The organism is Sinomicrobium soli, assembly GCF_003285545.1.
GTDB lineage: Bacteria > Bacteroidota > Bacteroidia > Flavobacteriales > Flavobacteriaceae > Sinomicrobium.
The window spans coordinates 48,581-69,826 of the sequence record NZ_QLNV01000016.1; the positions used below are offsets into that span (position 1 = coordinate 48,581).

General features: G+C 49.7%; 12 protein-coding genes. 3 read left to right on the top strand and 9 right to left on the bottom strand.

What is annotated here, in order from left to right:
* Positions 1–52: 52 nt before the first annotated feature.
* The 4 genes from DN748_RS16165 to DN748_RS16180 all read right to left on the bottom strand — a co-directional run bounded on the left by DN748_RS16165 (position 53) and on the right by DN748_RS16180 (position 7,242).
* The gene (locus DN748_RS16165; protein WP_112372869.1) at positions 53–1,264 is read right to left on the bottom strand and encodes a thioredoxin family protein; all 1,212 of its coding nucleotides are present in this window, start codon (positions 1,262–1,264) and stop codon (positions 53–55) included.
* A 25-nt stretch (positions 1,265–1,289) separates the two neighbouring features.
* Positions 1,290–2,666: a RagB/SusD family nutrient uptake outer membrane protein gene (locus DN748_RS16170; RefSeq protein ID WP_161554585.1), complete on the bottom strand. Its 1,377-nt coding sequence runs from the start codon at positions 2,664–2,666 to the stop codon at positions 1,290–1,292.
* 5 nt (positions 2,667–2,671) lie between these two features.
* Positions 2,672–5,980 carry a TonB-dependent receptor gene (locus tag DN748_RS16175; RefSeq protein ID WP_161554586.1) on the bottom strand — a complete coding sequence of 1,103 codons (3,309 nt, stop codon included), beginning with the start codon at positions 5,978–5,980 and terminating at the stop codon, positions 2,672–2,674.
* A gap of 146 nt (positions 5,981–6,126) precedes the next feature.
* On the bottom strand, positions 6,127–7,242 hold the full coding sequence (locus DN748_RS16180) for a FecR family protein (protein WP_112372872.1): 1,116 nt from the start codon (positions 7,240–7,242) through the stop codon (positions 6,127–6,129).
* A gap of 115 nt (positions 7,243–7,357) precedes the next feature.
* On the opposite strand from DN748_RS16180, the gene DN748_RS16185 reads away from it, so the two are divergent.
* Together DN748_RS16185 and DN748_RS16190 are read left to right on the top strand one after the other, a co-directional pair.
* The gene (locus DN748_RS16185; RefSeq protein WP_112372873.1) at positions 7,358–7,894 is read left to right on the top strand and encodes an RNA polymerase sigma-70 factor; all 537 of its coding nucleotides are present in this window, start codon (positions 7,358–7,360) and stop codon (positions 7,892–7,894) included.
* Between the two features lie 205 nt (positions 7,895–8,099).
* Positions 8,100–9,617: an acyl-CoA dehydrogenase family protein gene (locus DN748_RS16190; protein ID WP_112372874.1), complete on the top strand. Its 1,518-nt coding sequence runs from the start codon at positions 8,100–8,102 to the stop codon at positions 9,615–9,617.
* Here the strand turns inward: DN748_RS16190 and DN748_RS16195 are convergent, their stop codons facing one another.
* Positions 9,618–10,484, bottom strand: coding sequence for a LysR substrate-binding domain-containing protein (locus DN748_RS16195; RefSeq protein ID WP_112372875.1), 867 nt, complete (start codon positions 10,482–10,484; stop codon positions 9,618–9,620).
* An 87-nt stretch (positions 10,485–10,571) separates the two neighbouring features.
* On the opposite strand from DN748_RS16195, the gene DN748_RS16200 reads away from it, so the two are divergent.
* On the top strand, positions 10,572–12,005 hold the full coding sequence (locus DN748_RS16200) for a pyridoxal phosphate-dependent decarboxylase family protein (RefSeq protein WP_161554587.1): 1,434 nt from the start codon (positions 10,572–10,574) through the stop codon (positions 12,003–12,005).
* A gap of 290 nt (positions 12,006–12,295) precedes the next feature.
* Here DN748_RS16200 and DN748_RS16210 read toward each other — a convergent pair whose 3' ends face one another.
* From DN748_RS16210 to sov, 4 genes are all read right to left on the bottom strand, one after another.
* Positions 12,296–13,006 (bottom strand): energy transducer TonB, encoded by a 711-nt coding sequence (locus DN748_RS16210; RefSeq protein ID WP_112372877.1) that lies wholly within the window; start codon positions 13,004–13,006, stop codon positions 12,296–12,298.
* 140 nt (positions 13,007–13,146) lie between these two features.
* Complete coding sequence (locus tag DN748_RS16215) at positions 13,147–13,548, bottom strand: VanZ family protein (protein ID WP_112372878.1); 402 nt, start codon at positions 13,546–13,548, stop codon at positions 13,147–13,149.
* Positions 13,538–13,918: a glycine cleavage system protein GcvH gene (gene gcvH / locus DN748_RS16220; protein WP_112372879.1), complete on the bottom strand. Its 381-nt coding sequence runs from the start codon at positions 13,916–13,918 to the stop codon at positions 13,538–13,540. The genes DN748_RS16215 and gcvH overlap by 11 nt, the downstream gene beginning before the upstream one ends.
* Positions 13,919–14,102: 184 nt before the next feature.
* Complete coding sequence (gene sov, locus DN748_RS16225; RefSeq protein WP_410528318.1) at positions 14,103–21,242, bottom strand: T9SS outer membrane translocon Sov/SprA; 7,140 nt, start codon at positions 21,240–21,242, stop codon at positions 14,103–14,105.
* Between the last annotated feature and the right edge of the window lie 4 nt (positions 21,243–21,246).

Below are 21,246 nucleotides of genomic sequence, written 5' to 3' on the forward strand. Positions count from 1 at the left end.
TCGGGGGAAGACAGCCCCGTCAATAAACAGCTAAATCAATATATTGCAGAACCTACTTCAACCCCCTGATCTCTTCGAGGTTCTGTACGGCGCGTTTCTTTACCTTGCTACTGATAGTATCGGCCATGGCCACAGCTTTTTCACCTGCCTTAATGGCTTCTTCCCGCTCTCCGGTATGCCCCAGTATCTGTGCATAGGTGCTTACGATCCCGTAATTGTCGGGGGCCATGGAATAAGCGATCCTGATCAGTTTGTTTGCCTGCTCCATCATCGCCTTGTTGTCTTTATGGGAATTGAGCACCGACCGGGCAATAAAGGCAATGGACTCTTCATCGTCCCGGAGCTGCCCGTTCACATATTCGTCCGAAGCCGACACAAATGCTTTTTCATCGGTATTCTGCAGGTAAAACTGGCAATGTGAAAGGGCGATGTCCCTCGGGGAGGCATGTAAGGCCTTCAGGGAATCCAGGTAACGGAAAAAGTTTTCTTTTTCATTATTCCTCGAATACTGGTACAGCTTACGCTGTACGGCCCTGCGATACACTCCGGATACGGCGTCCTCCCCGTATTCCTTTTCAAAATGGGCCCTGTGCCGGTCCAGGAACCCGAATAGTTCAGAATTGTCGTCATACACAAAACTGCTGATCAGTTTCCAGCCCGATGCGGAGCGCAGCCACTGCTCATCTGCTTTCTCCATGATCTCCGACAATACCTTGTCTGCCGCGGGGTCCCTGAACTCGTTCAGCTGTGTGGCATAAGCAGTCAGTTCGTCGAGGTTCATATTGCCCTCCTTATACTTCCCGGCAAGCGTCCCGAAGGCCTTTTCCGGGTCCAGGGCTTTTTCAGCCTCCCCGATAAAGGCTTCTGCCTCCATTCTGGACTTGGCCAGATGGATCAGTTCCCCCCTGCCGTTTACGAACAGGTAGGTAGGATAGGAATTTACCTGATAGCGCTTTCCCAGTTCAGGGCCTTCCCCTTTTTCCATATCAATCTTGTAACTGATAAAGTTATCGTTGTAAAAAGTATATACCTCTTCCTTGACAAAAACGTGCTTTTCCATCCATTTACAGGGGGCACACCAGGAAGTATAACAATCGATAAAAATAAGCTTGTCCTCTTCTGCTCCCCTGTCGAGCATCTCCTGAAAGGTCCCTTCCGCAAAATCGATCCCTTCGGAAGCGGGGTCACTTTTTTCTGTTTTCGTTTTACAGGCCAGAAACAGGCATAATCCGAGTATTCCGGCAACGATTCGTAAATTTTTCATGTTTGTTTTTTTATATCACCCGGGATCAGTAGCCCGGATTCTGCTTGACAATATTTTCCGACAGCTCCACCGTCTGTATGGGCAACGGCAGGATAAGACGCGTTTCGGAAGACAGCTCCTTATAATCGTCGATATCGATATCCCCTTCCTTGTGGTAGCGCACCAGGTCGAACCATTCCTCTCCGCTTTCCGCGCCCAGTTCGAGGATCTTTTCCACACGAATGGCGCCCAGCAGCTCATTGTAGTCGCCGGTAGTGACCAGCGGATTGTTACTTCTCTCCCTGATGGCGTTAAGTGCAGACCTGGAAGCTTCCGGGTCTTTTGTAGCACGCAATGCGGCTTCGGCATAGATCAGGTAGACCTCGCCAAGGCGTATAAAATATTCCGTATCGGCCGTAAGGGGCTCTCCTCCGTATGTTGCCCCGTTAAACTTGTTGTTCCTGATGCTTCCCGTTTCTGTTACGGCAATGGCCGCATCGTGGCGGGCATCTGTTTCCATCAGGGCCACATATTCGTCGGAAAGGCCGAAATACGACCGGAGCATAAACGCCTTGTTGTTGCGGTTATTGAGGTTGTCGAAAGGGGTCTGGAAGATCACTTCTTCCGTATTTTCGATCTTTTTGATAAAAATATCCGCATACGGGTCTTCCAGCCGGCGTTCCCCGGAACTGATGACCTCTTCTGCCAGTGTTGCCGCGGCAGCATAGTCCTTCTTGTAGAGCAGCACCTTGCTTTTCAGTGCCTTTGCCGCAATTCCGGAAACGTAGAACGTATTTGTAAATGCGGGAGCGTGCGCAATGGCATAGTCCAGGTCTTCCAGGATAAGGCTGTAAACTTCGGCCACACCGGCACGTGGCTGCGGGTCTGCATTGCTGATGGGCTCCTCTTTCAGTACAATCCCGTATCCGGAATCCGGGTCGAAAAACTCGCCCCACAGCCTCAGCAGGTAAAAGTGTGACTGGGCCCTTAAAAACCGGGCTTCAGCAATGATCTCTTCCTTACGGGGATCATCGGTATGGAGCGCCGATGTTTTTGAGATCACATGATTGGCATTGTTGATCAGGAAATACATCCTGGAATACATGGATTCCAGGTAATAATCGTCCGGATTCACGTCATTGATGTAAAAGGCATTTTCCGAAGTACCTCCCCATGTGCCGGGTTGCATCGTGGTACCCATCATAGAGGTCATGGCAGGCATGTATACGATATAGTCCAGACCGTCGGTAAGGCTTCCGTAAACCCCGTACAGCACCGTCTGTGCCTGGTCTATATTCGTAATGACCTTGTCTTCCGAAACCTGGTATACCGGGTCTACGTCGGTGACATCCGTAACCTCGCAGGAAGAAGCCAGGATCGCAGCGGCCAGTACTGTGTATATATTTGTATAAAATCGTTTCATGATCATCATAAGTTTAGATTTAACCCGAGTGTAAATGTTCTGACAGGAGGATACGCAGCGCTGTCGTATCCCTGGCTAAAGTTGTTGGCTGCATTGTAATTGACCTCCGGGTCGAGCCCGCTGTACGGTGTGATCACAAAGACATTACTGGCCGAAAGGGAAACACTGGCCCTCTGGATAAACAGTTTCTTCAGCAGCGCAGGATTAAACTTATACGTCAGGTGTATGTTTTTCAGCTTGATGAAAGAAGCGTCTTCTATAAAGAAATCGGAATCCCTGTCGTTGCTGTTGGGGTTCCCGGCAACCACCCGGGGAATACTGCTGCCGGGATTGTCCGTACTCCACGCATTCCGTATATCCGTCGAGTAATTGTACCCGTGTGACCCGAAGATAAGCAGGTCTCTCTTGTTGCTGTTGAACAGGTAATTGCCCACACTGAAGTTGAAAAGGGTGGAGAGTTCAAAATTCCCGAACCTGAAAATGTTGTTCCACCCCCCGAAAAAGTCGGGTTCCGCCTTACCGATCACGGTATTGTCGTCGGTACCGATAAAACCATCTCCGTTTACATCGACATACCTGAAATCGCCAGGCGCAGTACCCCCGGTCTGATATACGCCCGTAGGAGAGGCTGCGTTAAGCGCCTCGATCTCTTCACTGGTCCGGAAGATACCGGCCACCTTATACCCGGAAAAATAGCTGACCGGTTCCCCTTCGATCAGGTTCCTGTAATAACCGCCGTTCAGGCGCAGTACCTTACTGCTGATGGTAGAGACATTCAGTTCGGTAGTCCACTGGAACGCGCCTTCCCGGAACACGTCCACTCCCACCTGGAATTCAAAGCCCTTGTTCTGAAAATCGCCGATATTGGCAAACTGGCTGGTACCGCCGGTTTCCAGGGTGACATCTCTGGACAGGATCTGATCGGATGTTTTCTTGTTGAAATACCCCAGGGTACCGTTTACCCTCCTGTCGAACAGGGAGTAATCGACAGCCACATCGAGCTGGTTGGTAGTTTCCCAACGGATATCCGGGTTCGGGATGGTATTGGACACAACGCCGTTGTGATTGTTGTAAAAACTCCCCGGGCTAAAAAAGGTAGCATACTGGAAATCGGTAAAATTGGCAGACCCGGTCTTCCCGTACGACACCCTCAGTTTCACATCGTCGGCAAAGGTTGCGTCTTCCATAAAATTCATTCGGGATATCCGCCATGCCACTGCTCCCGAAGGGAAGTATCCCCACCTGTTTTCCGGACCGAACTTTGTCGACTTATCGGCACGCCCGGTAAAGGTCAGGTATAAGATATCGTCGTAGTTGTAATTGGCCCTCAGGAAATAAGACGAAAGCCCGCTGATGGTCCCTCCGCTTTCAAGCGTCTGGCTCGAAGCGGCGCCGGGGGTTACCATGACAAAATCATCGGGAAAATTCGTAGCCGAGATATCCAGGTAATCGCTTTTGTTCTGGGTGTAGGAAACTCCCAGCACCGAATTGACACTGTGTTTGTCAAAACTTTTGTTATAGGTAAGAGTATTGTCAAAAATACGCGAGGTGAAACCCGCTTCGCGCTGGTTTAAGGTTCCCTTACGGTTGTTCCTGATCTCGAACACATCGTAACTGGGGGTATAACGGGAGTTCTTGTTATCGCCTTTGGTATACGAGTACGTAGACCTGAACACCAGCCCGCCGGTCAGCTGGTATTCCCCGAACAGGGAGACCAGCAGGTTTTTCGAATCGACCCCGGAAGGATAGCGCACCTTGGCATACGGATTAGACTGTACACTGTCGGTAGCCGCACCGTAATTCCCGTTTTCATCGTAGACGGGAATATCGGGACGGTAGCGAATGGTCTGGTAGTAAAACGTAGTATTGCTCCCCTTGTTCCTGGAATCGGTATAATTAAAATTGACCCCTACCCTCAACTTCTCCGAAGCCTTGGTTTCCAGCTTTGCCCTTATGTTGTTTCTCCGGTAAGAGGTATTGTGAACAGGCCCCTTCTGATCGGTAATACCGGCAGAAACCGAATACAGGGTATTCCCGTTCATGGACCCGCCGTTCATATTCAGATAGTAATTCATGTTGACGGCGGTCTGGTCGGTAGCTTTCTGCCAGTCGGTATTTACATCCGGCCCGTAGGGATAGAGCTCATCGTCGGCAGGCACCTCTTCCCCGGCATTGGTATAGGCCGTTCTTACCAGCTCGTGGTACCCGTCGCTGCTGAGCATATCGTATTTATTCAGAAAGTCCGACACACTGGACATCGTACTGAAACTAATACTGGGAACTGAAGAATAACTTCCCTTTTTGGTATTGATGATCACCACCCCGTTGGCCCCTCTCGACCCATAAATGGCCGTGGCCGAGGCATCTTTCAGGATATCGATGGTCTCTATGTCCTGCGGATTGATGGAAGCCAGGGGAGAAATGGAGTTGGAGAAACTCTCGGAGTAAAACGAGTTTCCCTGTCCCTGTCCCAGCTCAATAGGTACGCCGTCTATAACATATAAGGGTTCGTTGTTCCCCAGAACGGAAGTAATTCCGCGGATACGTATGGAAGCCGGGGCACCGGGGGCGCCCGAAGAAGGGACCACATACACCCCGGGAGCACGTCCTACAATGGCATTGTCAAAGTTTACCGGAGCCATTTTATTGAGCTCGGCAGCATCTATACTCGACACGGAGCCGGTAATGTCCTTTCTTTTCTGGCTTCCGTAGCCTACAAGCACTACCTCTTCCAGGGACTGGGTATCTTCTTTCAGGATAACATCTATAGACGTTCTGTCCCTGACCTGGGTAATAACGGTCTCCATGCCGATATAACTGAAAGACAGGCTCTGGTCTTTTAAAACCTTTATCTCGTACTGCCCGTCATAATCTGTAAACGCTCCCTTGCCGGTTTCCTTAACTACTATGGTTACCCCGGGAAGCGGGACCCCGTTTACATCGGTTACCGTTCCTGTTACGGTAATCCCTTGCTGTTCACCGGTCTCAGGGCCGGGTATTTCATCAGTTCTTGCGGGTTTGCGATAGATAATGATCTGTTTTCCCAATACCCTGTAATACAGATCGCTTTCGCCGAGTACCGTGTTGAGAATGGCCTCGATACTCACATCGCTGACCTTTATGCTTACCGGCGGAAGTGCGGTGATGTCTTCGGTCTTGTACAGCACCTTGAATGCAGACTGTTTTTCGATCTCATCGAATATTTCCCTGACCTGTACACCGTTCAGGCTGAGGGTAACGGTTGATTTCTGCGAATAGGAACGCGCCTGGATCTGGAACAGGGAAATGGCAAACAACAGTAAAGAAAGCTTCATTTTCAGACTGATTTTGAGAATACCAGGACACACGAATTCCTTCGTAAGTGTTTTTTTCATAATTTTGAAGAGGTTTAAATCTATTTTAATGTCAATTAAGGTAGTACGGGGGGAAACGTTGGCGCGTTTCCCTTTTTAGTTGATGTCTACTTCATAGGCGCTTGTCTTTTTACGATGATCTTGTTTTTTTCCACACTATACTCCAGGGGCGTATTCACTTTAAAGGCTTCCAGCACTTCTTCCACGGTCTCGGTATCAAACCTTCCGTTGTAGTGTACCTCGTTCAGGGAAGGGTCTTCATTGACAATTTCCACGTTGTAGTGACGCTCCAGTTTTTTCAGTACCGTTTCAAAAGTGTCGTCCATAAACAGCAGGTCGCCGTGTAGCCACGCGGTATGCTTCTGGATATTCACCTTCCGGACCGAGAGTGTTTCACGGCGCAGTATCGCTGCTTCTCCGGGGCTCACGACAACGCTTGTACCGCTGATAGTACTTTCGGCACTTATGCTTCCCTCTACCAGTACGGCCTCGATCTGGTTATCATCGTTAAAACAGCTGAGGTTGAATTCGGTGCCGAGAACCTTCACATGCATTCCCCGTGTTTCCACGACAAACGGTTTCCCGGGATTTTTGGTGACGATAAAATAGCCTTCACCTTCCAGTAATACCTTTCTGAGATCCGTACCGTCAAAAGCAGAAGGATATTTAAGCACACTTCCCGAATTTAAAACGACCTGTGACTCATCAGACAACCGGATCGTCGCCCTTTTGCCATAAGGAACATTAATTTCATTATAACCGGCACTGGCGGTCTTTTTTGTGTTTTGCGTATGCCGGGGCACGGCAAAATCGGCTGCAGAGATCACAGGCTGTTCTTCATCGAACTTTTTTACGGAGCCGTCTTCCAGCCTGAGGGTAATGATGTTATCCGGGGGAAGCTGCTCTTCTCCCGGTGAAAGGAACAATGCGGCACTGGCAGCCAATGCGACGAGAAGGACCACGGCTGCGGCATATTTCAAAAAGCTTCTCCCCACTGCTATTTTTCTGACTCCGGGTTCCGGTGTCAGCAGGACTTCCAGCTGCCCGTAGATCTTATCCGGGTCAATATCCCTGATACCCAACTGAATGGCACCCTCCAGCTCCAGGTAATCCTCCAGTTGCCTTCTCACTTCAGGATCGCGGAGCCCTTCTTTCAGGGAAGCCAGTTCTTCTTTTGAAATTTCCTTGTTGATATATTTGATGATCAGGTGTTCCAAAGCCAATTTATCTCTGTTTACAACCGAGACGTAAAAATGTCTAAAAACCCTTAACTGTTTCTTAATTTTTTTTTAAAATTTGTGCAATATCCAAACAGACCAGGCTGGATAATTGAATTAAATGACAGAAAAGCAGCTTTTATCGGATCTTAAAAGCGGTAACCGGCAGGCCTATCGTACTATTTTTATGGAGTATTACAAAATAGTGCTCGCCTACCTGATAAAACTGAGCGGCGATATGGTGTTGTCTGAGGATCTCGCCCAGGGGGTATTCCTGAAACTGTGGACCAGACGGAATGCCATCAATATACACACATCACTAAAAAAATATCTGTACAGTACGGCCTACAACAGCTTTATGGATTATCACCGGGCCGCAGAACGCGAGAAAACGATGCATGCCGACTACCTCTATACTTCCGGCCTTATACAGGAGGAACAGGAGACAGGCCACAGGCAGAAACTGGACAGGGATATATGCCGGCTGAAAAAGCTGATCGGTGAATTACCGCCGAGGTGCAGAAAGATCTTCCTGCTGAACAAGCTGGAAGGAAAAAAGTACAGGGAAATCGCGGAACAACTGGATATCTCGGTCAAAACGGTAGAAGCCCAGATGTATATAGCCATGAAAAAACTACGGGAGGAATTAAAAAAGTAACGGGATCGCACTGTTGTGACAACCAGTATCATACTCACAATATCCGATTCATTTCAACGTTAATAAATACCGGTCCTGTTTACGTTCACAAAAATAAACACGTTTTTTTTATTTATTTTTCAGGTATTTCATGGCTCTTATCTTTATTTTTCTTTTATTGCACTACCCGCAAACGCTTACCATCTTTTTTTAAACAACATTTTTTATGAGTTTTACAACATCTCTTTCTTCTTCAAATCCTCCATACCAGGAGTTCATCAGGAACTTCTCAGACTCCCTTGATGTCATATTCAACAAGACGGCGGATATCAACCAATTGAGTCTTTCCAGGGGATTGCCTACCAGGATATGGAAAGATATTATGAAACTCAAACCGCTCTCCGTAGCTATTCCGCAGGAATACGGAGGAAGAGGGGTCCTGGTCAAAGAATGCCTGGGATTACTGTCTGCGGCTTCTTATCAGTCGCTCCCCTTATCGCTTACCTTCGGGATCAATATCGCACTGTTCCTGGAACCCCTGGCCAAATACGGGCAGGATGCCATAAAACCGGAGATCTACAAGAGCTTTCTCGACGACGGTGCCATGGGCGGCCTGATGATTACCGAACCCAGCCACGGCAGCGACGCGCTGAACATGAAGACCTACAACAAGCTTATAGGAGATGAATACGCCATAAAAGGGCTTAAGCACTGGCAGGGGCTCACAGGGATGGCCAAGTACTGGCTGGTCACTTCAAGACATATGAACGATGAGGGAGAACTGACCCGGGACATCGATTTTTTTGTTACGGACGAATCCAAACCGGAACAAAAGATAAAGGTACTGGAATACTTTGACAATGCCGGGCTTTACATGATCCCTTATGGTCTGAACGAAATTGATGTCAGGGTCCCGTCGCAAAACAAGCTCCGGCCGAAATCCACCGGCCTTAAAATGATGCTGGACACGCTCCACCGCAGCAGGATGCAGTTTCCCGGAATGGCTATGGGATTCCTCCAAAGGCTTATGGACGATGCTATCGCACACTGTAAGGGCAGGATGATAGGCAATTCGAACCTGTTTTCCATGGACCAGGTTCAGCACCAGTTATCGCGCATGCAGTCTTCGTTCACCATATGTTCGGCCATGTGCGCCAGGAGTACGCAGATAAGCGGTATAGACCACGATGTGGCTACGTCAGGACTGCTGGCCAACAGCATGAAAGCCCTGGTAACCGACCTGATGCAGGATGCCGCCCAGACCTATGTGCAACTGTCCGGGGCCAAGGGATACCGGATAAGCCATATCGGCGGAAGGGGAATTATGGACAGCCGGCCTTTCCGTATCTTCGAAGGCTCGAACGAAATGCTGTATACACAGATCTCAGACATCGTACTGAAGGAAATGAAGAGAACCAAAACGCCCCACTTCGGCACCTATGCCGGTAAAAAGGCGGAAACCAAAATGGCCTCCGAAGTACTGAAAAAAGAACTCGACTTTACCATAGACGGTACCTTATCGCAACGAAAATCAATAGACCTGGGTAAAATAATGGCCAGGGTCGTTTCGCTGAACGATGTACTGGAACTCAACAATTCCGGGTTTAACCAGGAGCTTACGGAAAACTGCATACAGGTAGTGCAACAGGAGATCTCGACCCTCGTACACCTGATGGAACACCATAAAGGAACCCATGTGCTCGACGATTATGAAGACCGGAGCAACTGGATGGACTTTGTCTGATCACTGTTTTAACAATTCCATCATTTCCGGAAACTGCTGCTCCATGACCGGTAGCCACAACATAAAGATCTCCACTTTCTGGGGGATATGCTTTAGTTCGGCATACTTGATCCCCTTATAACTGCGCAAACTCGAAACGGGCTCTACCGTAAGCCCGATACCGGTTTCCACCAAACGTATCGCCGTACTGGCAAACGGGGTTTCGTGAACGATGTGCGGAAGAAATCCGGCATCTACGAATATGGATTCCAGTACGGCTACATACATGGGGCCCTCTGCCTTGGGAGGCATGATAAAGGATTCTTCCTTCAACGCTGCAAGCTCTCCGATCTCGTCCATCACAGCCGGGTGACCTTCCGGAAAAGCCACGGCAAAATTTTCGCGGAACATAAGCTTGCTGTGAAAATCGGGATGAGGTTCCGGGTTGGTCGAAAACCCCACATCGATATCTCCGTTCTTAAGGGCCTCATACTGCCTCACATTGTTGTATTCCAGCAGAACGATCCTGATGTCGGGCAGCTTTTCGTGGATGCGATGTACCAACCCCGGCAGGAAACCCTGCATGGCCGAATGGGTATATCCTATCCTGATCTCTCCCGCCTCACCCCGGTGCAACCGTTCAGTACGCCTTACCGCAAAATCAAACTGCCTCAGCATGCGCTCCACTTCACCCCTGAAATAAGTCCCGGCACTGGTAAGTTCCACATTGCGCTTATTGCGGAAGAACAGTTGTGCCCCCACTTCTTCTTCGAGCTGCCTGATCTGCCGGCTCAGGGCAGGCTGGGCTATAAAGGTCTTGTCTGAAGCACGGGTAAAGTGCAGGGTACCGGCAAGTACGAGAAAATTGCGAAGGACTTCAATATTCATAGTTATTCCTTTTTATTATTACTCAATACAAAATAAGTATTTCTATTAATTAAAAATATGATTTTCCTTTGTAAAAAACACTGTCCTATGGAATCCCGAATTTCACAAGCTTTTCAGACCGGTACTTTTTCAGAGCAGGCCATTACCCTGGCAAAACGTATTTCCCGGGAAATAGAAAGAGGTATATCCGATCCCGGGGCCCGGACCATTGCCTACGAATCTCCCGAGGCACAACTCCGCTTCTGGGAAGAAGATTCCGGCAAAACACCTCCGGAGGATCTTATGACACTGGTCAATAACATTATCGAAAGATCGGTAAACCTGCACCGGCGGGGTTATCTCGGGCACCAGGTACCACCGGTGCTTCCGGTAAATATCCTGACCGCAGCGCTGATGGCGTTCCTGAACAACGGTATGGGGGTGTATGAAATGGGCATGACCGGCAATGCCATGGAGAAAATAGTCACCGGAAAGCTGGCCCGCCGTTTCGGTTTCGGGAACGATGCTTCGGGATTTGTAACCTCGGGGGGCACGCTGGGCAATCTTACCGCAATCATGGCGGCACGGGCGTGGTTTCTGAAAGCTCACCCCGATGCCGATTATCAACAGTTATCCATCATGGTATCCGAGCAGGCACATTACAGTATAGAACGCACTTTTATCGTTATGGGCATTCCTGCGGAGAATATCGTCAAGGTTCCGGCAGATGACCGGTTCAGCATGAATACCGACATTCTGGAAGAACTTCATTCGCGGGCCTCACGGGAAGGCAAAGAGATATTTGCCGTTGTGGGTTGTGCCTGTTCCACGGCAACGGGGTCTTATGACGACCTGGAAACCCTCGCAGGCTTTGCCGGGAAGCATTCCCTCTGGTTTCATGTCGACGGTGCACACGGAGGCGCAGCGATATTCTCCGAAACCCATGCCGGAAAGCTGAAGGGTACGGAAAAGGCACATTCGGTGATCCTGGATTTTCATAAAATGATGATGGCCCCTTCCCTTTCTACCGCCGTAATCTTCAGGTCGCACCAGTTGTCATTGCTCACATTTTCCCAAAAGGCCGATTACCTGTGGGAAAGCCGGGAAGAAGACGAGTGGTATCATTCCGGCAAACGCACTTTCGAATGTACCAAACCCATGAGCATAATGCATGTATACACTGCCATGCGGTTATACGGTGATGAGATATACGGCGAGATCGTCGACAGGCTTTACGGGCTCGCTACGGAATTTGCGGACAGGCTCCGGCAGCATCCGGATTTCGAGCTGGCCACTCCGCCTCAGTCCAATATAGTGTGTTTCAGGTACAGGACGGAACACCCCGATATCAATGCAGATGCCCTCAACAGGCATATCCTGGACGTTATTACCGCAGAAGGGATTTTCTACCTGGTGAGCACCAGGCTAAACGGCAGTTTTTACCTCCGCACTTCCCTGATGAACCCTTTCACCACTATGGAAGACCTGAACACGCTGCTCTCCGGGATTACCACGGCGGCCCGCAAATACCCCGGCTCATAAAAAAAGCCTCCCGAAAATTCCGGGAGGCTTTATTTGATTATGAAAAATATTTATCACTACTCAAGCAGGGTAGTTTCATGCCTATAAATGTAGGCATTTCTTTTTGTAAAAGGAAAACTTTAACATTTTCTTTCCGGGTATTATCTGTTATTGCAATTTAAAGGTAATAGGTATGCTAAAAGGCACCTTTACCGGTGTAATCCCCTGTTTTCCAGGTGTCATATTGAGCAAATGTATATAAAAAACCCGCTCCTTCCGGAACGGGTTCTTTATATGATATTTATTTCTGACTACTGCAGCCTGAATGTTATCGGGATACTGAACGGAACCCTTACGGGCCTGCCCCTCTGTTTTCCGGGAGTCATTTTCGGAAGCTGGTCAATGATACGCGCCGCTTCTTTCTCCAGGTTTTTGTCCGGTCCGCGCATTCTCACATTGGTAATACTACCGTCCTTGTCAATGGTAAACATCACGGCTACCCTTCCCTGAACCCCCATCTCCTGGGCGATCTCCGGATAGCGGAAATGTTTACGGATATGCTTCTGCATCATTTCCTGGAAACATGCCCTTTTATCCTTGGCATCCTCACATCCCGGGAAAACCGGCACATCTTCAATAACTGCGAAAGGTACATCGACATCTACGGGTTCCTCTACCTCGGCGATCTCCTCTACTTCGGCTACCTGTTCTTCCTGATTGGTTTCAGTAGACTCTATAACGGTTTCCTCTATCTCTTCATCGTCCTCTACCACTTCGATAACTTCGGGAGTTGCCGGTGGCGGTGGCGGTGGCGGTGGCGGAGTTTTCAACATCTCCGTAATCGGGATTTCCTCGTCCAATTCGTCATCCACATTCATCTTATAGGTGAATGCTTCATCCTTGTCATACTTTTTCCATTCCAATGCCTGCCAGGTGAGGAACAGTACAACGGCCAACCCTATGGCAAAATAGAGCCCGCTGTTCCTGGAGAGATCGGCTTTTGGATTCTTTTTAGGTTCCATTGATTCAAGTTTTTTCTTTATGGTTTATTGTTGTTCCATCATCGCCATCTCCCGATCCTGACGATCAAAAAGACTTTGCGATGCCTCCCGAAATTATTTTCCCGGTCGCTAATTTAATTATTTATTTTAAACGAGAACAATTAATTTTTCCTTTTTAACCCTTTGTATACGGCATTTATCAAAATAACAGTGAAAAAACCGCATATGGCACCGGCAGTATTGGCCAGAGCATCCCGGACATCTCCGGATCTGCCTATATTCATCACATACTGTAATACCTCAACAACCGTACCAAACAGCAATGCCATAAGGAGAGACAGCAGTACAGATCTTTTGCTGACCACCGAAATATCTCCCTTGTTCCACGCATAGTACCACAATATAAAAAAAACGTAGTAGAAAACAAAGTGTACGACCTTGTCTATATGCGGAAATAAAAATCCCGGCGACGGAATATCCGATGGCGGTATAAGGCTGAGTACCGCCACTGTCAGGGCCCATAGGGGAGCCAGTAGAACAGCTATGTTTTTCCTAACCTCCAATCAGTTCCTTATACGCTTCACTGCTGAGGAGTTCTTCCACTTCCCCGGGGTTACCGATCCTGATCTTAATCATCCATCCTTCATTATAGGGATCTGTATTCACCTTTTCCGGCTCCTCTTCCAGCGAGGTATTGAACTCCACGATCTCACCGGAAAGGGGCAAAAAGAGATCCGATACGGTCTTCACGGCCTCCACGGTACCGAAGACCTCTTCCCTGTCCAGGGTTTCATCAAGGGTTTCTACCTCCACATAAACAATATCCCCCAGTTCGCTCTGCGCAAAATCGGTGATCCCTACCGTGGCGATGTCTCCTTCTACCTTTACCCACTCGTGGTCTTTGGTATACTTCAAATCAGATGGTATGTTCATTATAATTCAGATATTATGTTATAATTTGTGACAAATGTAACTTTTAAACCATTTCCATCCAAAAGTTACCCCGGTTAAAATACGGGTATTTCAGCGGAGCCGGGACGGGGATACTTCCCTTCCCCGGTACCCGGGAGATGACCGGGTTGTCTTTCCGGTGAAGGAGCCCCGGATTTCCGGAACATCAGTTCCCGAAATTATAACGCAGCGTGACGCCGGATCGTATAGTGGTCTGGGGATATGCCGTGGAAATGGCATACTTAGAAAAGGTGTGATCGTAGAAAAACAGTGCGGTAAAATTCTTGGTCAGGGCGTAATCGGCCGTAAAACGTATGCTCCATATTTTCTGTCCCGACGTGATCTGGTTATTGTCCAGGTCCAGGTTCCTGATAATGGTAATATTGTCCCTGAGGGAGAGATCGGCCTTGAGGTTGATATCGCCTTTAAGCGTCTGCCTCATTCCGCCGATACTCGTGGTAAAAGGCACCTGGTTAAAGCGGTATCCCAGCCCGAGGAGGTATTCCTTCCCGGTGGTTTCGGTGAGCAGGTTATTGTCAAAACTGAGCGACAGGGCGCGGTCTCTCTTGATCTCTGCCTGTATGTTTACAGAGTTTTTCATTTCAAAATCAACCCGGATCAGGGGGTTGAACTGTTCTACCAGAGTCACATTGGTATACAGCAATTCGTTGAGAAAATTTCCCGACTGGTCGGTTTTCAGGGGATTGCCCTTATCGTACTCCAGGTTGGAGCGGAAGGAGTTTACACTATAGCTGGCGCGGTATCCGTGGCCCAGGGAAAAACGACGGAAGTGCGTCTTGAACCATTCCAGGCGCATCAGTCCGGTATATTTCAGGTTCCAGTTGGGTACAGGAACATTCCGGAATACTCCCAGCCCCACCTTATCGGCACTTTTCCCGGAATAGGCGGCCAGAAACGCAGGCAGCAGTACCGACTGGTTGTTTTTTCCGTATCCTTTGGGATAACCTTCCTCATCGAGGTTGCCCGCATCATTCAGATCTATACCGTCGCGTACGGCCAGCCGCCGGGCCACTATCCTGCGGTTCTGCCGGAAGGTCTCGAAAGTCTCCGAGTTTATATCATCGCTTTTGCTGAAGGCCGTCTTGATCAATACCGTTGATATGGAGAAATCTCCGTACTGGTTCCCGAGAAGGCTTTCATACTCATATGCTCCCCCGCTTTCCGACACCTGGAAATTCTCGGCATAGCTGTCTGCATACTGCCTGTTGGCTACCAGGTCTATCGTAAGGTCGGGCGTCGGCTCCAGGTTGGCCGTAATATTGAGCTGGGTACTGTTGCGCTCCATATATTGCTGGTTGAGATCGGGGAAACGCGTAAGCCATCCCTTTCTCGCCGCTTCATAGCGGATATCGGACTGACTTCCGAACACAAAGCCCCATGAAGGCCGGAGCGTACCTATAAACCCTACAGACTCGGTATACCCGGGAAGCACCTTACCCCGGTTATCGGTATAGCTCACGTCCATACGCTTGACCATGGTAAGCAGGTCAAGCCCTATATTTCCCAGGCGCCTGCCCATCCCGTCTTTTTCTGCCTGTTCATCCACTGCAGCACTTTCGCCCTGCTGCCGTCTCCGGGGTTCGTTCCGGGAACTGCTTTCGAGACCGAGATAGCCGTACAAACGGTCCATGCCCAGAGAGGTATTCAGCACATGTGTCGAGGCATTCTGTACGGTATTTACCTGCTCCCCGGCCACTTCATTGATCACGTCATTGCCCCGTTGCCAGTCGAAATCGCCGGTATAGGTATAGTTTCCCTCTATAAAGCTCAGAAAAGGGATCTTGCTGAAAGGGAGTTCGTAGTTGAGCTGTAACTGCTGGGTATGCCTGTTGGGGTCGCCCGTATTCCAGAAACCATCCCAAAGGTCCATTTCCTCCCGCACGATACGGTTGCCTTCCCCGTCCCGGTCGTAATAGTTCCTTACAATATTATAGTTCGACGCTGTAAAATTGAGCCTTAAGGACCTGGTAATATTGTAATTGATGTTATACTGCCAGTCGAACAGGAAATTGCGCTGTTGCAGGGTGGGGAGCTCCAGCTGCTCGCCGGCATCGACCCCCTCGATATTCACACCCCGGAAACGCTGCTGGTTGAAACTGCGTGTAATATTGGAATTGACCGATATATTGGTGGGCAGCGGGTTGAAGTTAAAATCCTTGAGCCATTGCCAGTACCTGCTCTTCAGTATGGAGTCGTTCTTTTTGAAAGGCTCTACCTGCACGGGGTTGAAATTATAATTATACACAAAGCCCGTACGCACATTCTGGTCGCGAAGTTCCTCTATTTCAAAATCCCGGTGATTGACCTCGTTATACGAATAATTAAAGGTAAAGTTCTCTATGTCGTACACTTTCTGTTTTTGCTCTTCTCCCCTGTTTTTCCTCACACCGATAAGGTTGATACTCCTTCTTTTGGTGTAATCTTCCGCCCGGTTGCGTATCTCGTCCTTTTCTCTTTGCGTAACGGCTGCATTGATCCTGTCCTGTAACCTGAGGTCTTCGTATACCGGGTCGAATTCAGGGGTGACCAGCTCTTCAGACACACTGTAATTTACCGGGATCTGTATCCCCCAGTTCCGGGGGAGCAACTGCCCCAGGTTAAGATTGGTATTGACCCCGTACTGTACCACATCTTCCCGGCTTCTCTCGTTGGGTTTCTGGTCTATCGCACCGAAACCGGGAGTACTTTTACTTCCCGTAGCCGAAATATTGGCAAAATCGGCAATATTGGCATCGATCTGCGCAATGGCTGCCCAGCCTCCCTGATTGTCCAGTTCCGCCAGTCGCAGTTCATTGAACCACACTTCCCCGCATACCCGGTTGCCGGAGACATTCTTGACCCCTACCATAATGGCCCTTACACTTCCCAGGGACGGATTTCCTTTGATCCCTACCCGGAGCTCGCCTGCTTCCCGGGGATCAAATTCCTCTACCCGGTTCCCCTCACTGTCATAAAAGACCAGTTCCGAAAGGGAGGCATTGGCAATACCGTCCGATTTTATTTTGGAGAAGAGGCTCAGGGGAACATCCATATTATTGATGCCAGGCCAGATCTCTTCCGGGGTGGAGGCCCCGGTACGGGTCACGGCCAGCGGGATCTCTACCTGGTAGAAATTTTCGCTGAAATCCGTTCCCAGCCTCATAAAGGCCACCAGCTCCCCGTCCCGGAGCGGATTGTTTTTATAGGCTTCGGCATGCAGGAACATCTTGAGGCGCTTGTACTGCCTCATATCCATTTCCACGTTTTTGTACACCCCCCTGGAATCCTGGTCTTCCAGGCCACAAACGGCAAAAGACAAAGACTGTTCGTTCTGGCGCACCACCATATTGTTGTTGGTAAGCTGCTCCCTTTCCACTCCGGGGGGCAGGCGATAGGGAATGGGAGAGCGCTGTTCGTTCTCCTCTATATTTACGGTACTTACTTCTACTGTCGTGCCATCGTCATTGGGATTGGTATCCACCTCGGGTTGCAGGCTGCGCGTATAGGCCCGCCAGTCTCCCCTCACCAGGTCGAGCGTACCGAAACGCAGTACGACATCATTGTTAAATCCGGTGAGATACATACGCATAAAGCTCATGGAACGGAAATCGGAGATCCCTCCTACAGCATTGTCGAACTCCCTGACCGGGATCTTGAACTGTATCCACCTTGCCCTTGTGGTCCGGTTATTGGGTGTCCTGCGCTCCACCTCCTTGATATCGGCCACGTACCGGTCGGAACGCTGGATGTTGGGTTTTATGGGAATACGGTATTCGTAATAGCTGTTTACGGTATTCATGGTACCGTCTCCGTTAATGTCTTCCACATCCGGTTCGGTAGTGGACCCCCGGTCATTATTCCCCACATTTACCGGGGAGTTGCCCTGGGTATTGTTGTAATTGAGGTACCTGTCCAGGATACTGCCGCCGGCACTCAGGTAGTACTCGTAGTTATCCAGTGCCGGGTCCGGCCCGGCGTTATTGGTAAAGACGGCAGATTCGGAAGCATCGTCCATTCCGTCGAGCCCCACATCCTGCAAGGCCCTGTTCCCGGTATCGGCATCAAAGGCATAGACCAGCGACTGGGCGGAAGGCACCTTACCCCAGGAGGTGTTCGACACCAGTTCGGTACTCCCCACTCCCGGCAGCCCGTTTTCGTATTGTTTCTTTCCGTCCTTGAGAATGTCTTCCGAAATATTTCCGAGGTTAAACACCAGTTCTCCCTGCCCGCTGTCTGCCATGCCCTCTACGTATGGGTCCATGACCCAGAACTGTATATATTCCACATTGCCCTGCTCGAAATTGGTACTGGACAATCCGCGCATGATCCCCCCCCAACGGTCTTCCGGCGGCAGGTTTTCAAAATCGGAGGCCGGACTATTGTTATAGGGGCCCTTTCTCCGGGGGTAATACGCCAGGTCGAGCGTAGCCTGTACGGTGGTTTCCCCCTGTGAGAGATCGACCTCGGGAAAAATCTCATCGATATAGATCCGCCTGGTCTCATTGAGAGAAATATCGTCATTGCTGACCTCCGACGGTTTCTGGGAGGTATAGAATATGGGATCTATGGTATACCAGGCCATTTTAGACCGCTGATAACCGTTTTTCAGGTTTTCCGGATCGTCCGGGGCACTTCCGTAAAGCTGCCCGCCGGGAACAAATTCCAGGGGAGTACTGGCCAGCGACCAGGCCAGGGGAGCCCTCATGTCGATCAGGGTCTGGGCACCCTCGAAATCATCCACATATACGGTAGTTTCTCCCTGAAAGCTATCGTTTTTCGGGGAGCCGGGCATCAGGTAGGCCATCTCCCCCCTTACAGACAGGTTGGAAGGTGCATCGGTATCTATATTGGGCAACTTGTTCACCCACCTGGTCAGAAAGGGAAGCTCGGTAGAAAAATTCCCGTTGAACCCGAAGATCGTATTGTTTACCGGTTCGAGGCCGTAACTGGCTTTCTGGGTCAGCGGTTTTTCACTCATATTGAGCAGGGTGGCCCCCAGCATAAAATTCTTGTTGAACTGGTGTTCTATGTTTACCCCTGCAAACCTTCGGGTCTGCCTTCCGAAAACCGCATTGTTTTCTACCGATACTTCTATGGGCACATTAGAGGCCCGGATACCTTCGTCCAGTATATTGACCATCCCGGTCTGGTAATTCACGGTAAAATCGATACCTTCCTGTAACCTTCTTCCCCCGGCGGTAACCCTTACAGAACCCTGCGGTACATTAAAAGCCCCGATAGGAATACCTTCTCCCCCTTCCGACTTATACCGCCCCTTGAGCTGGAACTTGTTCTTGTCACTGTCCTCGAGTGCAGCGGCCTTGGTCAGTTCGTACATATTGCGGAAAACGTATTTGCCCTGGTTCGGATTATAGGTATCGGGCTGGCTGTAATCGCCCCCTCCCAGCAGTTCGTGCAGATAAGACCCGAAAGGTTCTACCTTGGTAAAGATAATCCTCCCGTTCCGGGGGTCTATGGTAATCCCGGGGTAGTAATCAAAAAAACCATCCCCCCCGTTCTGCGGGTCGTTATAGGCATTAAGGCGGTCGAAATTAAACACATCCAGCAGTATCCTGTCCTGTAACCCCGAGGGCCACGAAGATTCTTCCACCGGCCTGATATAGTTGATCGGGGAAGGATCGGTATAGAGTATATTGAGCTTAAAATCTTCCTGGCTCAGCTGGTAGGCCCCGGTGGCATAAATATTCTTCATCATCAGGTCCCATATGGGGTCGGAGACATTGGTGATATTGCTCTTGAGCAGCTTTAACACCAGTGTCTGGTTGTTTACGGCTACGACCTGACCTCCCGGACCTGTTTCATATTCCGTGGCATTTACCCCGTCGTTGGCAAATTCGCCTACCTGGTACGCCTGCCCCCGGTAGGTATACTGGAAAGCCACGGCGAGCACCTCATCATTGCTCAGTTTCTGGTTGAGGGAAATATATCCCAGTTTGGGATCGAAGGTAAAATCGGTACCCTGTACCAGTTTCTGGGCATTCTCCAGTATGGCGTAGTCATACCCCTGGTTGACCAGGGTATTCACAGATCCGAACCCGGCCTGTACCGTCGCCATATCCCTGATCTGTTCGGTAAGTACCGACGTTCCCCCTATTTCCCTGGGATTGTAATTGTTGGCTTCGTTTCTCGGAAGCAATTCGCCGCTACCGGGATTAAAAAAACCGCCGGGAGCATTGGTATTTATCCGGGTATTTTCCGGGTCGGCCTCCCCCAGGTCCTGTATTCCTACTATGTTTCGTATATTATCGGTTCTCCTGCCCCTGTTGGTTACCCATACTTCGATACGCGTTATCTGTACCTGGCTCTGTATAAAGGGATAGCGCTCCAGGGCCCTGTCGTACTGGTCCCTGAAAAAGTGCGAGAGGAAAAAATGGCGGTCTTCGTCATAATCCAGTGCGAAAAACTCAAAATCCTCCAGGGTACCTCCCCCCTGGGCGACTACGGAACGCACTTCGGAGCGCTGCTCGGAAAACACCCCGGTGATCCTTGTTTTTCCGAACTGCAGTTCGGTTTTCACCCCGAAAAGGCTCTGGGCCCCGGAGATCAGCGAGCTGTTGAGGGGCATGCTTACATTACCCACCTCTATTTTCCGGACAATATCGTCTTCGGAAGGGGTATATTCCAGTTTGATAAGATTCTGGAATTCGAAAGTGGCCTGAGTGTCGTAATTGGCCATGACCGAAAGCCTCTCGCCGATCTTTCCGAGCAGGCTCATGCTGATCCTCTGGTCGAAATCGAAGGTAATGGTACTTCTGTTCCGGGGCGAGAAGGCGGGATTGTCATTTTTGTTGTACAGGACCCCGAGGTCTACGGCCACCGAACCCTGGGGCACGATATCGATATTGGAGCCTCCGAAGATGGATTCGAAAAAGCCCGAATTCACATAAAAACCCGGCAACAGGTCTCTTTGCGCATCTTCCATCCCTTCCTTTTGCCCGGATATGGCATCCATTTTCTGCCGGAAGTAACGCTTCATGCTCTCCTTGCGTTCCAGTTCCCTGAACTGTTCGGGGGTGAGCATTACCGGATAATCCATGTTAAAACCATCAATGGTCTCGGCATAGATATACATATCCATAATGGGGTCGTAGGTATATCCGGCAAGAATACCCGCAGGCATTTTCAACCTGATCTCTCCCGGAACACCTGCAGGCTGTACAGAATCCTGATCGGACGGGTCCCCGGTTTCCTGGGCCGTAGCCGTTACGGCCAGAAATGCAGCAAAGAGCCACAGCAGGCATCTAACGGTGTTTGGTATTTGTTTCAGGTTGGTAATTGTTCTCAAAATC

Excerpts from the sequence above, each read along its gene's own strand:
- gcvH (WP_112372879.1), bottom strand. The coding sequence starts at position 13,918 with ATGAACATACCATCTGATTTGAAGTATACCAAAGACCACGAGTGGGTA.
- DN748_RS16185 (WP_112372873.1), top strand. The coding sequence starts at position 7,358 with ATGACAGAAAAGCAGCTTTTATCGGATCTTAAAAGCGGTAACCGGCAG.
- DN748_RS16170 (WP_161554585.1), bottom strand. The coding sequence starts at position 2,666 with ATGAAACGATTTTATACAAATATATACACAGTACTGGCCGCTGCGATC.
- DN748_RS16210 (WP_112372877.1), bottom strand. The coding sequence starts at position 13,006 with ATGGAACCTAAAAAGAATCCAAAAGCCGATCTCTCCAGGAACAGCGGG.
- DN748_RS16195 (WP_112372875.1), bottom strand. The coding sequence starts at position 10,484 with ATGAATATTGAAGTCCTTCGCAATTTTCTCGTACTTGCCGGTACCCTG.
- DN748_RS16175 (WP_161554586.1), bottom strand. The coding sequence starts at position 5,980 with ATGAAGCTTTCTTTACTGTTGTTTGCCATTTCCCTGTTCCAGATCCAG.
- DN748_RS16200 (WP_161554587.1), top strand. The coding sequence starts at position 10,572 with ATGGAATCCCGAATTTCACAAGCTTTTCAGACCGGTACTTTTTCAGAG.
- DN748_RS16190 (WP_112372874.1), top strand. The coding sequence starts at position 8,100 with ATGAGTTTTACAACATCTCTTTCTTCTTCAAATCCTCCATACCAGGAG.
- DN748_RS16165 (WP_112372869.1), bottom strand. The coding sequence starts at position 1,264 with ATGAAAAATTTACGAATCGTTGCCGGAATACTCGGATTATGCCTGTTT.